This window comes from Bacillus sp. CR71 (assembly GCF_003429245.1).
Classification (GTDB): Bacteria; Bacillota; Bacilli; order Bacillales; family Bacillaceae_G; genus Bacillus_A; species Bacillus_A thuringiensis_S.
This window is the reverse complement of the sequence record NZ_CP031748.1, coordinates 1,989,942-2,004,296: the sequence shown is the minus strand read 5'-3', so window position 1 is coordinate 2,004,296 and position 14,355 is coordinate 1,989,942. Positions and strand designations below refer to the sequence as shown.

Genomic DNA, 14,355 nt, shown 5'->3' with positions numbered 1-14,355 from the left:
TCCTGTATCAGGTTTTCCTCCTGTATCAGGTTTTCCTCCTGTATCAGGTTTTCCTCCTGTATCAGGTTTTCCTCCTGCATCAGGTTTTCCTCCTGTATCAGGTTTTCCTCCTGTATCAGGCTTTACACTGTCACCATTATTACTCTGTTCTGTTTTTTGAATAATAGGCGTTTTAGCATTGTGTACTAACGGCATTATGCCATACTGTGATTTATGAACCACATTTTCCACCTTGCTATTTTCCGTTTGTGTTCCTTTATCTTCTTTATTAGGTTCTTCTTTCTCAGGACTAGTTTCTTTTGTATGAGTCCCACTCAATTCCCATTGCCACATTACAGGAGAGAAAACATCTATATTGATGTTTGGATCTTTTAACTTCACATGCAGATCAATCTTTATATCCCCTTCATTACGAGGAGCTATTGTAATTTCTCCTGCTTCGCTTTGTAGAAAGTCACTTGTACGATCCACATCATCAATATATAAAGCTTCTGTACTTCCATCTAATTTAAATTCTTCTGGAATCTTTATCTTCAAAATTTGCGGCGATTCCATTTTAATTACTTTCGCAGTATCACTAAATGTAATTCTCTCTGTATAAAGTCTATCCTTCACTTCTTTAATTGCGTTTCCTAAAGATATTTTATTTACAGGATCATAATAAAAATTATTTTCTTTATTATATTTTTTTGTAAATTGAATTACATTTTGCAGTTGTAATTTCGTTGCATCTGGTAAATCACTTTGACCGATTTCTTCCATGTTTAAACTAGGTAATTTCGCAATTAAATTCTCGATTTGTTTCTTTATTCGAGCATCTGGTTGTTTCATTAATGTATTTATAAAGATTTCTTGCTTTCCATCATTCGACATAGATTGCTTTAACTTCTTAATTACCGTCTCTTGAATATCACTTTCTAACTTTCCAGCAAGTTCTGTATCATATTCAGATACTTGTTTTTTTACATCTGCTAAATATTTTTGAACTGCTGAAGCATCAGTTAAAATATTTGGTTCTTTCTCTGAAAACGTAAATTGATTTGAAATACTTTTATTAGCTGATTCCAATGCACTTAATTGCTTTAAAGCATCGCCTGTATTCATATCATTCATATATTGATTGAATTGATTTGTGAAATTATTCGCTAACAAATTGTTATCAGTTTGCATTTTTTGAAAGTTATTAAAACCATCTAAGTACGTACTGTTAGATTTATTCCCTTCATCTAACGCTTGACCGAAACCTTTTAAAACATCCTGAAATCCTTTGAAACTATTAACAGAAACACCTGTATAATCTTGTACTGTTTTAAATTGATTTGTGTAATTTGCTAACGGACTATGTATATCTTTTTTATACATAGTTGTTTGAACGTTTCCTTTTTCAATTATTTTACCTATATTATCTTGTGCACCTTGTAGCTTACCGATAATACTCGCAAAATAAACGTCGATTATTTGCTTATTGAAATCTTCTAAAATAACAGAAGCTGTATTTTCTGCCTCAGCTTTCAAATCCTTATTCCCAGTTGCATTTACTTTGTAGTTTAACGTTAATTTCTCCGGAATCTCTGAATCAATCGCAACTGCTTTCCTAGAAAAATCATTCGGAATAACAATCATCATATTGTAATTATTATTTTTCAATCCATTTTCTGCTACCCCGCGACTAACTACGTACCATTCTTGTTTCGTATTTTTATTTACATTTTTAACAAATTGATCTCCAAACGCTATTTTATTGCCCTCAAAAACAGTGCCCTGATCTTCATTTACCAACGCAACTGTCATTTTTGGTGTAGTATTCTCATTAGCTTTCTTAACATTTTGATTTAATGCTAAATAGGAGACCCCTGTTGATAGTACAAGAGCTAAAATAATAAACAACAAGATGCTCCATTTGAACTTTTTCACAACTTATCACTCCTGCGACTGCGAGTCTATCTAATGAAAGACTTCGTATCTTACTCTAGTTTTAAAGTAATTTAGCCATACAACGTATGGTTGCATGGCTAAATTATATATTTCTTTTTATCTGTCTTATTGTAGACCGAAATTACGAGAAAGATCTTCGTCATGTCTAGCAACAGCTTCTGCAGTTTTATTAAGCTGCATATTAATTTCTTGTAATAACTGTGCGAAGTTTTGTACTTTTGGCTTTAATTGATTGAACTGTTGGTCAAAACCTTCGAAAGCACGACCTTCCCATTCTCCTCTTAATTCATTTTGTAAGTTTTGTAGTTGACGTAAAATGTCCTCAATTTGATTTGCACCCTGTCCATATCGAGTAGCTTTCGATTTAAGTTCCTCTGGTGACATACGAATTTGTCCTGCCATTATTAAATCCCCCTTAAAATTTAAAAATAGTAAAATTAACCAATAATCAATTCTACAAATTGATTATATCAATAATTTAAAAATTTCTAAACAAAAAAATGATATTTTTCCAAAATTTATCTTTTACTATAATAACGATATATTGTATACTAGTAATTTATTTATTTTTTAAGCATACACTATCAATCTACTATAAAATAAAGGCAAACCATCTATTTTATATATTTATAAAGACTTATTGGCTTTAAATTCCAGCGATAAAGTAGCCACTAAATCATTATTTTCTCTTCTCCCATTCCGACTATAATACTCACTTCAAAGTCATAATTACCTGCCTTTCAACAAACCCAAACTCTTCGTACATCTCTTTTGCAAAATTCCCAGCAAATACATTCAACCTAATTTCTGAATACTTCTCCTTTAATTCCTTAATACCAGCTTCCATCAGTTCTCGCGATAATCCTCTCCCGCGATATTCTGGGAAAACGTACAATTCATATATAAATCCAAGTTTTTCACGAGAAAAATAGTCTGTATTTTCCCCTATTAATATCCATCCCATTACTTTATTTTCTTCTTTAATGATTAAATAGTATGCTCCTTTTTCTACAATCGGCTTTGTAATTTCAATCGCTTTCTCGGTACTTAATTGACAATTCCCTCTCGTCCCTTCAAAAAGCGATTGAGCCGCATATTTTAATATTTCATTGGTATCTTCTTGATTCGCCTTAATTATCATTTTTCACAACTCCCCTTGAATAATAGGCATTACTATCCCTTGTTCAAGATTCTCCGCTTCCATAACAATTGCCGTTAATCCTTGTTCTGTACTTGTTTCATGAAGCTCTCCCTTCTCCCAAAACACAGCTTGTCCCGCCTCTATCTTTACCTTTTCCTTATTTGCCCCACACACATATCCTACTCCGTCCACAATAAGAAGCAGTTGAGATACAACTGCTTCATGACATCCGATTATTCCATTGGCTTGTAAATGCATAGCACCGATATGTACATTTCCTTGATGGTTTACTATTTTCGACATGATGAAATTAGATTGAAATACTGATAAGTGCTTTCCTACTTTTTCACTAAAATCAAAAGTTTTCATTACTAGTCCTCCTTATACGTATAAAACCATCCTTACTGTCTGCATCATATGTCCTTCAAAGTCTTCTTCAAATTGCTCTAATTCAGCAAAACCTTTCGCTTCATAAAAGCGTTTTCCTTTTTCATTTGCAGCTTCTACATGTATGTACAATTTCCGTATCCCATTTAATGCCTTAATCCCTCTTTGTAATAAAGCACTTCCGATCCCTTTTCCTTGCTGATCTGGTAACAAATAAATTGCCCCTAATTCCGCTTCGTTTTGTAGTCTAACAGGTGAAAAGTTCGCAAATCCTATTACTTCTCCCTCTTCTTCCGCAACGAATAAATGTGTATTTTTAAGGCGATATTTCATTTTTTCATCAGAATATGCCTCGTCTAAAAAACTATCTTGAATCTCTCTCGGAATAATGCCTTCATATGTATCATGCCAAGCTATTTTCGCTACTGATTGTACAGCCTGAATATCTTCTTGCTTCATTTCTCTAATTATATATGTCATCTCGATGTCTCCATTCTCTTTAAATTATATTCTGCTAATATACTAGAAGAAACGGCAGAACCATTTTCATAATTGACCTTAATTAATTTTAACTTTTCAATCGAAGCTGTTGTAACATCAAAATTCTCATATATATACTCCATCACACTTAAAAAATGAGTTGAATTCAAATGATTCGCAATCGTACAATGCGGAACCCATTTTCCTGGTACATAATATGAATTTGAATTATCATGAAAAGTTTTGAAATGATCATGATAAAAATGATGAAGTCTCAATAAATCATCGGTAACAGTCGGCGCTAGAAAAACCGTACCGTTAGTAGGAAAAGTTCCAACAGAAGGAAAAGTGACTGCAGACATGTTTTCTTGAATAGCTACAAATTCCTTTAATTTTTCAATATACAAATTAACATCCAACTCATTATAATCCGCAATCGTTATATGAGGTTCTACTCCAGCTAGTTGATTTGTTCCAATTACATTTGTTAATTTATTTTGTAATTCTGTAATTTTATTAGTAAACACACGATCAAATGTAGCAATAATAGCGTACAATCTTTCTCACCCCTTCGTTACACATAGCGCTTCCCATTCTTCACGAATCATGCCCATTCGAATAGAATCATAGTATGTTCCGTTATAATAACGACACTTTCGCATTCTACCTTCTAAGCTCATTCCTATTTTCTCTGCTACTTTCATCATTCGTTCGTTACCAGACCAAGTCGTGAGCCCTACTCTACCAATTTCCATCTTTTCAAATAGCAAATCTCTATATAATTTTAACGCTTCTGTACCGTAGCCACCATTCCAGTAAGTTGGATTATAAATAACAATTCCCATCTCCAACCAACGCGTCGGTTTATGCTCCCAATAAAATCCGACCGTCCCAATGATTTGACCGTTATTTTCTATAATTAAATTTGACAGTGGTTCTTCTTGCAAACGAGTTTGCATCTTCTCTTTATAGGAAGAGTATTCTTGCATTGAGAACGGGAAATATGGCGCATCCCATTTCTTCCATTCTGGGCTTTCTTCTTTAAATATGATATTCCATAATGTTTTTATATCCGATTCTTCTATTGTACGAATTGTAACTTTCTTTCCCTTTAATACAACGTTTTGCATAATTCCCTCCTGCATTCCTCTTTATTTCATATATAATTATAATATTTTTTCAGAAAAATCAAAACTAATATCATTTATTATATTGTATAATTTTGTTATTAGATACCAATTATTGATTTAGAAAGCTGGTGATTCAGTGAAGAATCGATTTAGTATTGCTTTATTTCTCACTATTGTTACGACAAATATTATTCTATATTTCTTCTTACCATCAAATATTGTTACGAAATGGGACTTTAATGGAACGCCTACATCAACAATGGATAAAAGCACTTTTGTAATCGTAAATATAATTATATGTTCCTTCTTATTCTTTGTATTTTTAGCTTTATCTAAAGCAGCGAGTAACCAGAAATTTCTCCATTGGATCGGCAACACAATGTTACTATTCTTATTTTTTGTCGATATTGTCATCGCCCTCATCGCTCTTGGCTTTTCACTTCCTCTTGATCATTTCATATTTTTAGCATTAGGGCTTTTATTTATATTAATAGGTTATTTCAGTTCCAAAATTGATACGACTAAATCAACCGTTTCATTAGAATGGAATGATAAGCACCTTGAAAAAAGAGCTTCAAATATTAGTAGTATTTCAATGATGATAGCAGGTATTTTTTTAGCGATACTTCCTTTTATCGTTTCTGCTCCCTATAGAGGTTATGCTATACTAGCAATTCTTTTAGGAATGACGCTTATCATTCTGCCGAGTACGATTTATTTACTTATTAAAGACAGCAAGCAATCTACTCCTTTAAAAAAATAGGAGGTTATATCCCTCCTATTTCAGCTTAATGTTTTATTTTTCACTTTTTCTATCTCAACTAAAATCCCTTTCTCTATCCAACCCTCTACGCCATCTTTTTTAATTAAATCATATCCTGAACAGCTATCATCAATGAGAGAAACGATATCTCCCTTCCTAACGCTTATTTGCGCACAAGAAATATCAGTTTTCACTGTATATTCACCTGACTTAAGTTGTTTCATATATTCATTTTTTACAGTGAGCACATTATTCGTTTCCTTTTGTTTACATACGGTGTAATCTTGCATCTTCTCGATAGGCTCTATGTAATAATACGGATATGTCACTCCGCCCTGCATTTCTGAATTCGCATTAAAATCCGCTATTACTTCGTACTCTGGAAAATAGTCTACATATGTATAAGAAAACGTATCGTCCGTTTGTTTCCTCTGAATAATAAATACGTTTAATTGCCCTGCTTCTTTAATTGCATTTCCTCCATCAATCGCAATAATTTTTTTCTCCTTATCAATAACTGGATTATTAGACGGTGCTTCTTCAGAATAGTTCACGACAGGCCAATGACCGACTATTACATACTTATTTGCTTTATGTGATTGATTGAAAAACTCCGGCATTGCTATCGCATTTTTGCGCTCAGTTTCTTTCCAATCTACTCTATCTTCTAGACCGGCATGCACAAAAATATAATCTTCTGTTTCAATCGCTGTTGGCAACTCTGTTAGCCAATATAGTTCTTGTGAAAATTCACTTAACAATGCTTCTTTCACTTCACGAATTGAAGTGCCCTCATGAACTGAAAAACCCAATTGCTCTAGCCATTCATTAAAAATTGAATGCTTCCTCGTACATAAATAATTAATAAGACCAGGATTTTCATTTAGAAGAGCATCAACTAAAACTTCACAATTCCCTTCAACAACGTGAACCTTTGAATTGTTCTTTACAAGATTCATAACGTAGTTTACTACGCCTACGCTATCTCGTCCTTTCTCGCAAAGATCTCCATTAATAATTAAATAATCTTCATCTTTAAAGTTAACTTTATGTAGTGCTTCTTTTAAAAGATTTAATTCTCCATGAATATCAGATATGACAATAACTCTAGCATCATTAGGGATTGATAGTTTCTTTATTTTTTTCAAGTATAAGCGCTCCAATCATTCTCTTTATTAAATTAAAACAATTCGACAAAATACACTATATAACTTTTTCAAATACATATACCATAACTTACAACCTATTTACGGTTCAATAATAACTTAATAAATAAGAAGAAGTTGCTCCCAACTTTTGCGGGACAACTTCTTCTTATTATTATTTATAATTCTTTATGAAAAGAATAACTCACCTTATCATACCCTTCTCTTTCATAAAAACGATGAGCATCAATTCTTGAAAATGCTGACGTGAGGGTGATAGACTCACATCCGTTTTCCTTTCCCCAGTTCTCTATATACGAAAGTAATACATTTCCATGTCCTTTTGAACGATGTGCGTCTGCCGTTACAAGGTCATATACGAAAACGTGCTTCTTATTATAAAAGTTCGTACAAATCGCTACACCTGCAAGGCTAACAACTTCATCATCTTCATTACGCAGCGAGAATAGTTTATAATTTTCTTCTTTCATATTTCGAAATAAAGTGCCTGTTTCCTCTTTTGAAAGTTGTGTTCGTAATTGCTGTAAAACAGGTAATACTTCATGTAATTGCTCTTCTGTTACTACTTCTTTAACATTCATTTTTAACTCTCCCTTAACTATTTATTTAATTTTCTAAATGTTATATCATTATTATAGAAAGTGACTGCCCTTTACTTAAGTGGCAGTTTAAGTATTTTTTATAAGGTCAGTTTTAAAGGAGAGTTTTATATGGATTTTACTATCCCATTGCAATTACAAAGTAACACACCTATTTACTTGCAAATTTACGAATATATAAAAGCTGAAATTATACAAAGGACTATTTCTGTTGGCACACGTCTACCCTCACACAGAAATTTAGCATCACAACTTAATATTAGCCGCATTACTGTTGAATCAGCTTATCAACAATTATTAGCTGAAGGTTATGTAGAAAGTAAACCGAAACGTGGTATTTTTGTAGCAAATTTCGATATTGACGTTATCCCAAATAAAAAACGAAATGCAGCAAAGAAGACGAGCAATTTGATAGACGAAAAATTCGAATACGATTGTAGCCAAGGGCTTATTGATCAAAATAAATTTCCGATTACAAATTGGAAACGGGCATTACAAGAATCCATACTTACATACGAAAATGCACTATTTGCCAAAGAAGACCCTCAAGGTGAATTCGCTCTTCGAGAGCATATATCAACATATTTATATCATTCTCGCGGTGTACATTCTTCACCTGATCAAATTGTGATCGGTGCCGGAACGCAGCCACTTCTCTGGTTACTACTTCAACTGCTTGGCCCTACAAAAGAATACGGCATTGAAAACCCTGGATTTCACCGTATACACGCAATCATTAAAAGCTGTGATAGACAAATCCATCCCATACCATTGGATGAAAAAGGGATTAATATTTCTAGCTTATACAATACAAATGCCAATGTCGCATACGTTACACCATCACACCAATTTCCACTTGGGATTATTATGCCTTTACCTAGAAGATTAGAATTGTTAAAGTGGGCTAATGATTGCAATGGATACATTATTGAAGATGACTATGACGGAGAGTTTCGCTACGCTGGTAAGCCGATTCCTTCTTTACAAAGTCTTGATTCAAATGAACGCGTTATTTATATGGGGACTTTCTCAAAATCTTTTTTACCTTCTTTACGAATGGGATATGTTGTTTTACCACCACATCTTTTAAAAATATATCAAGAACTGCATGGAATTTTTAAACAAACAGTGGCTACAATACAACAACTTGCTTTTGCTAACTTTATACAAAGCGGGAATTGGGAACGTCACCTTAATCGGAGTCGTACACTATATAAAAGAAAACATCATGCGTTAGTAAAATCCATTATGAAAGAAATGGGGGCTAATGTTCAAATTCTTGGCGAACAGTCCGGACTTCATATTGTATTATGTGTACATAACAGTATGAATGAAAATGAACTGATTGAATCCGCTAAAAAACAAAGCGTTAAATTATACCCACTTTCTCCATATGATTTCATGAATGATTTACGCAAGGAATCATATGTATTACTCGGTTTTGGTAGTATTCCGGAAAATAAAATTGAGACGTTGGCTACATTATTGAAAGACGCTTGGTTCCCTAGTTGCAAGGAAACTTGTTAACAGTGGGTTTAACTTGTAACATACTAACAATTCAACAAAATAAAAAAGAAGGTTGTTCCAAAATAACTTTTTGGACAGCCTTCTTCTAGTTACTCACCTGACCTAGCTTTCCTTCCCGGACGTTTCACACCAGTCGTTTCTGTTGAATAGGAAGCTTCAATTATAGCGGTTGGATCTACAGAGAGAACGAGATCTTTCATTTTCGGATAAATGAATCGGTTTGTAATGCAATAAATGATTCTCTTATGCTCCCCTAAAAAACCACCTTCTCCATGTAGATACGTAACAGATAGTTGAAATTCTTTCATAAGTAAATCGCCTATTTCTTTATTCTTACCAGAAATAATCATAACGCTCTTACCTTGATTAATACCATCTAATATAAAATCAATCATCTTCGTAACAATATAGAAAATTGCTAATGAGAACATCGCTTGTTCGATTGAAAATAAAATTGCAACAAAGATGAAAATAACTGCATTTACTGCAAGTAAAAATGTACTAATTGGTACATTAAAGTGTTTATTCATCCAAACTGCTAACATTTCCGAACCGTCAATTGCTCCACCCATTTTAACAACAATCCCAACACCAATTCCGAACAGCACTCCACCATAAAGTACAATTAATAACTCAGAAGTCGTAATTGCTGGAAATGGTTTTAAATAAATTAATCCGAGTGTTGTAACTACATTCGCATAAGATGTACGGATAAAAAATTTCTTTCCCATTACTTTTGCAGTAAATAATAAAATTGGGATATTAATTCCTAAGAAAACGCCATAAAGCGGCAATCCTGCAACTTTATTTGCCATAATAGCAATAGCCGTTACCCCGCCATCTACTAATCCATTAGGTGCTAAAATAAGCTCTAATGAACCTGCTACTATAATTGAGCCAATTGTTAATAATACGTATTCAAATACTTTCTTCATTCATTACCCCCAAAGCTTATATATTTTCTTAGTATTATTTTAACGTAATTTTTCTGCTAAGACAAAGATATCAGTTTATATACACAAAAGTTTCACCTTTATCGCTATTTTTATGTAACACATTTAGCGCGTAATACTAGAAACACACTTACCAATTAAAAGTAAGTGTGTTTTTAACATCTATTTAATCTTTACGTACGGCTTCATTTTTAATTCAAGTATTTCCTCAACTGCCCTTTGATATCCACCAGCATTTCTAAGCGACTCTCCCACTTTACGACTATTTTCCTTAAACGTCACATCATCCATTACTTTCTTTACAGTCTCACATAACAATTCAGAAGTTAACTCGTTACGATTAAGTCTTATGCCTGCCCCTACTTCAGTCAATCGTTTTGCAACGAATGGCTGATCTCCTGTTACCGGAATTACAACTAATGGAACACCGTAATATAACGCTTCACTCGAACTATTCATACCACCATGTGTCACGAATACATCAGCATGCTGTAAAACTTCTAATTGCGGGACATAATTATACAACTTAAAGTTTTTCGGGATATTTTCAAATTGACTTATATTTATCTTCTTACCAACGACTAATACGACTGTCGCATCTACATCTTTAAACGCTTCAAAACACTTTTCATACAGAGCAGGTTGCTCATTAAAAACTGTTCCCATAGAAATGAAAATTACTTTTTCATTTTTTAAATCTTCAGTAGGAAAACTCCCCACTTCTTTTCGAGTAGCAATTGATGGACCTACAAATTTATACGATTCATCAAATACATCTGAACGCGGCTGATATTCTTTTGAAGTATATACAATCGTAATATCACCAGGATGGTTCATAATATCATACATACTATTACATTTCATTCCATACTGCTTATTCCATCTTTCCATTCCCGCTAAACAAGATTGATATAATGGATTCATTTCATCTACTTGTCTCGATTCTTGCCCATCATGAAAATTAATGTACTGATTAACAGCAAACGTTGTACAAGATGAAACGCTTGGTAATTGTAAAATATTCGCTATAATACGTCCTACTGGAAAATGATTATCATATATTAAATAATCGTATTTTTCCTCTTTTGTTTCCTCTACAATTTGAGTAACAATACGCTCTGATGCTTCAATCATATGAGATAGCATCGTCAAAGGGCTCCCACCTTCATTTACTCGTTCCATAATATTAATTTGAGAGAGAAAATTCTCAAACACTCGGAATTCCGCACCTGTTGCTTCAACCTTCTTTCTATAATCTTCAATACAATAAGAAACAACTGTTTCCCCTCGCTGAATTAACTCACTTACAATAGCTAAAGTCGGATTAATATGACCTTCCCCAGGGAAATTTATTACGAGTACATTTGCCATAATATTCTCTCCTATCCATTTAATATAATAAAATTAACAATTAATTATATTAATTAATTTAAATCTATTATAAATGAATGCATTCTACTTCTTCATGCTTTTCTCTTCATTTTATTATTGAGAAATATTTTCAATAGTCTACATTATTCTGATTCACAATCTTATAAACGAATGCTTAATTCTACTTTTACTCTTCATAGCTTTAAAGATACGAGCTTTACATTCAAATACTATCACTCTGTTTTTTTTGACAATTCACACAAAAATGGAGAAATATAATATTTTTAATAAGTTCTCACTATAAATGTAACTATGATTTCAATTTTTTATCTTTATCCCCATAACACATCACCTGTTATATAATAAATTTATAGAATTTACAGAAAAAGAGGTCTTTTCATGTTACAACAACTATTCAATTCACCTATTCTATCCGTTCAAGCCTTGCACCCAGGTTATGAAGATCATGCAAGTGATGTTTTTCTCGTTCAAACAGAAGATACAGAAGTTATCGTTCGTGCTTCTAAAATGAATGAAGAACCAAATAATGATTTTTGGTGGGGATGTAAAAATTTATTTGGAATTGATCCAAGGAACGTCCATCATTTAGAAACGGTACATACATTGTTGCAAGAACATACGAATCTTCCTATCCCAACAATATTAGAAAAACATGTTTTAAATGGCCGTGAATTTGTGGTGGTTGAAAAGTTAGTAGGTAACACAGTTCAATCTTTTATCGAGCAACCAGATTCTATTTTATTCAGCCTAGGAAAAGGACTTGCAGAAATACATAAATTTAAAGCCGATTTCATAGGAAATCCGTCAGGCACGTTCCAAGTTCCACTAGATGAATTCCAATCACATATTTTAAACGTAAGTAAAGAGCTTGTGAATATGTTTTATTCTGATGATGAAAGCATACAAAATGCATTCCCTACCTTTGAATCACAACTTTCTTCCCTGTCCGTACCAAAGGAATCTACACTCGTCTTAATTGATATGGATCCTACTCAATTTTTATCTGACGGTACAACTATTACGGGTTTAGTAGATACTGAAGCTTACGCTGTTGCTCCGCGAGAGCTTGATTTTATCGGACTAGAATATGTACTTACCGAAAAAGAAGCACATGCCTTTCAAAGTGGTTACGAAACAATTATGTCTATTCCTCACTTAGAAGAATATAGACAGCCTTATCGTTATTTATACCGACTGTTATCTGTGCAAGGTAATGTGGAATTAAAGAAATGGTTAAGTCACCCATCCTATTTTTAAATACGAATGAGAGGGATTATACAATGGATATTCGGAAAAAGCGTTCTGTAACAGAAAGTGAAATACAGCAAATGAAGGATTTGGCTTATATTTGTGGGCAACAAGACAACCTTGATTACTCTTCAGATTTACATATCAACTTTTTAAAAAATCGAAATGAAGATTATATAAACGATTTTCTTCTTTATAACAGCACTCAATTAATTGGCGCTTTAAATATGTATGATTTTGAAAGACCAACAAAGCTTGAACTAATAGGCTTTGTACATCCTCATTTTAGAAAACAACGTTTCGGAACTATCCTTTTACAAACTGCAATGAAAGAAATACAAAATAGAGAGACAGATGAAGCTCTTCTTATTATCAATGGGGATTCTATTTCTGGGAATGAATTTGTAAAACATATGAAGTTACCATATTTATATAGTGAATATAGTATGGAGTTCAAGACAAACGAACTTCAAAAAACAACAGATAATAATATACAGCTTACTCTTGCAACTTCAGAATCACTTCTTGATCTTATTGAAATTTCTAGTAAAGCTTTTGGTGATTCAGTAGAAAATACGGCTACATGGTTACAAAAAATGATGACTTCACCTTCTCATAAAGTTTACAGTGCTCTTGTCGATAAAAAAATGATAGGAACGATTACAGTTACTGAGCAAGATCATTCTACTATATTATCAGGATTCGCTGTCCACCCTTCCTATCAAGGTAAAGGCTACGGTAAAGCTATTTTAAACTATATGACACATAAGCTCTTCACAAATGGTGCTACAACAATTGAATTACAAGTTGAAACAAAGAATAACAATGCTTTGAAGCTTTATACACAATGCGGTTTTGAAATTATGATGAAGCATGATTATTATAATTTAATGAATAGCAAGGAGAATATTTATGTCTAAAAAACTTATTTATTCTAATTATGATATTTTCGCATCTATTTATAATAAACATTGGGGACATTTTTCTGAACACTCCTATCCAGCTTTTGAACAACTCGTTTTACAATATGCACAACCACGTTCTCATATTTTAGATCTTTGTTGCGGGACTGGTCATCTTACTAGGAAACTACTTGATCATAATTTTGTAGTAACTGGTATAGATGGTTCTACTCAAATGATTGAGTATGCACGTAAAAATGCGCCAGATGCAACCTTTATCGTCGATGACGCTCGCTATTTCAATATAAATGAGCAATTCCACTACGTCATCTCTGCCGGTGATAGTTTAAACCATATTATGAATTTAGATGAACTAAAAAGTGTGTTTCAGAAAGTTTACTCCGTATTACATAACGAGGGTATATTCGCATTTGATATGAATATGGAAAAAGGATTTCTTAAAAACTGGATTGCTTCGTTTCATATTTCAGAGAAAGAATATGTTTGTACGATTGATTCTACATATAATAATGAAAATAAAAAAGCAGAAATGAACTTTATACTATTTCACCATGACATAGATAATAATTGGACAAGAAGTGACTTTTCTTTTGAAGAAGCTTGTTATTCCAATGAAGAAATAATTTCTTCATTGGAATCTGTAGGTTTTAAGAACATTCAATTCCACGGTACAAATAGAGCATTTTTCACTTGCCAAAAATAAAAAAACTG

At 32.9% G+C, this 14,355-nt stretch carries 16 protein-coding genes; 5 read left to right on the top strand and 11 right to left on the bottom strand.

Translation table 11 applies throughout. The features are described 5' to 3' along the window. The 7 genes from esaA to DOS87_RS10285 all read right to left on the bottom strand — a co-directional run. The coding region (esaA, locus tag DOS87_RS30080) for a type VII secretion protein EsaA (protein WP_261795658.1) at positions 1-1,914 on the bottom strand (1,914 nt) is incomplete at its 3' end. 126 nt (positions 1,915-2,040) lie between these two features. Then, positions 2,041-2,337, bottom strand: a complete 297-nt coding sequence (locus DOS87_RS10310) for a WXG100 family type VII secretion target (RefSeq protein WP_000918601.1) — start codon at positions 2,335-2,337, stop codon at positions 2,041-2,043. A 310-nt stretch (positions 2,338-2,647) separates the two neighbouring features. Then, positions 2,648-3,076 carry a GNAT family N-acetyltransferase gene (locus DOS87_RS10305; RefSeq protein ID WP_000584237.1) on the bottom strand — a complete coding sequence of 143 codons (429 nt, stop codon included), beginning with the start codon at positions 3,074-3,076 and terminating at the stop codon, positions 2,648-2,650. A gap of 3 nt (positions 3,077-3,079) precedes the next feature. Beyond that, positions 3,080-3,445: a cupin domain-containing protein gene (locus DOS87_RS10300; RefSeq protein ID WP_000846433.1), complete on the bottom strand. Its 366-nt coding sequence runs from the start codon at positions 3,443-3,445 to the stop codon at positions 3,080-3,082. 12 nt (positions 3,446-3,457) lie between these two features. After that, a complete protein-coding gene (locus DOS87_RS10295; protein WP_000221053.1) occupies positions 3,458-3,943 on the bottom strand; it encodes a GNAT family N-acetyltransferase in 486 nt (161 codons plus the stop codon). Further along, positions 3,940-4,500, bottom strand: coding sequence for a 2'-5' RNA ligase family protein (locus DOS87_RS10290; RefSeq protein ID WP_000270898.1), 561 nt, complete (start codon positions 4,498-4,500; stop codon positions 3,940-3,942). The genes DOS87_RS10295 and DOS87_RS10290 overlap by 4 nt, the downstream gene beginning before the upstream one ends. Positions 4,501-4,506: 6 nt before the next feature. After that, positions 4,507-5,073 carry a GNAT family N-acetyltransferase gene (locus tag DOS87_RS10285; RefSeq protein ID WP_074789629.1) on the bottom strand — a complete coding sequence of 189 codons (567 nt, stop codon included), beginning with the start codon at positions 5,071-5,073 and terminating at the stop codon, positions 4,507-4,509. A 136-nt stretch (positions 5,074-5,209) separates the two neighbouring features. Here DOS87_RS10285 and DOS87_RS10280 point away from each other — a divergent pair, with 136 nt between their 5' ends. Continuing rightward, a complete protein-coding gene (locus DOS87_RS10280; protein ID WP_003300956.1) occupies positions 5,210-5,836 on the top strand; it encodes a DUF1648 domain-containing protein in 627 nt (208 codons plus the stop codon). Between the two features lie 20 nt (positions 5,837-5,856). On the opposite strand, the gene DOS87_RS10275 is transcribed toward DOS87_RS10280, so the two are convergent. After that, on the bottom strand, positions 5,857-6,984 hold the full coding sequence (locus tag DOS87_RS10275) for a metallophosphoesterase (RefSeq protein WP_000721382.1): 1,128 nt from the start codon (positions 6,982-6,984) through the stop codon (positions 5,857-5,859). Positions 6,985-7,160: 176 nt separating this feature from the next. After that, positions 7,161-7,583 (bottom strand): GNAT family N-acetyltransferase, encoded by a 423-nt coding sequence (locus DOS87_RS10270; RefSeq protein ID WP_001101124.1) that lies wholly within the window; start codon positions 7,581-7,583, stop codon positions 7,161-7,163. A 129-nt stretch (positions 7,584-7,712) separates the two neighbouring features. Here DOS87_RS10270 and DOS87_RS10265 point away from each other — a divergent pair, with 129 nt between their 5' ends. Beyond that, a complete protein-coding gene (locus DOS87_RS10265; protein WP_000348043.1) occupies positions 7,713-9,128 on the top strand; it encodes a MocR-like pyridoxine biosynthesis transcription factor PdxR in 1,416 nt (471 codons plus the stop codon). A gap of 89 nt (positions 9,129-9,217) precedes the next feature. On the opposite strand, the gene DOS87_RS10260 is transcribed toward DOS87_RS10265, so the two are convergent. After that, a complete protein-coding gene (locus tag DOS87_RS10260) occupies positions 9,218-10,063 on the bottom strand; it encodes a YitT family protein (protein WP_098578031.1) in 846 nt (281 codons plus the stop codon). 180 nt (positions 10,064-10,243) lie between these two features. Next, positions 10,244-11,452 (bottom strand): macrolide family glycosyltransferase, encoded by a 1,209-nt coding sequence (locus DOS87_RS10255; RefSeq protein WP_000024469.1) that lies wholly within the window; start codon positions 11,450-11,452, stop codon positions 10,244-10,246. Between the two features lie 399 nt (positions 11,453-11,851). Between DOS87_RS10255 and DOS87_RS10250 the strand changes: the two genes are divergently transcribed. From DOS87_RS10250 to DOS87_RS10240, 3 genes are read left to right on the top strand one after another with little or no spacing between them, the layout of a single operon-like run. Continuing rightward, positions 11,852-12,730: a protein kinase family protein gene (locus tag DOS87_RS10250; protein ID WP_000941370.1), complete on the top strand. Its 879-nt coding sequence runs from the start codon at positions 11,852-11,854 to the stop codon at positions 12,728-12,730. A gap of 23 nt (positions 12,731-12,753) precedes the next feature. Beyond that, entirely contained in the window at positions 12,754-13,641 is an 888-nt protein-coding gene (locus tag DOS87_RS10245) for a GNAT family N-acetyltransferase (protein ID WP_000354634.1), read from the top strand. Further along, positions 13,634-14,347: a class I SAM-dependent methyltransferase gene (locus DOS87_RS10240; RefSeq protein WP_000038499.1), complete on the top strand. Its 714-nt coding sequence runs from the start codon at positions 13,634-13,636 to the stop codon at positions 14,345-14,347. The genes DOS87_RS10245 and DOS87_RS10240 overlap by 8 nt, the downstream gene beginning before the upstream one ends. The last annotated feature ends 8 nt before the right edge of the window (positions 14,348-14,355 follow it).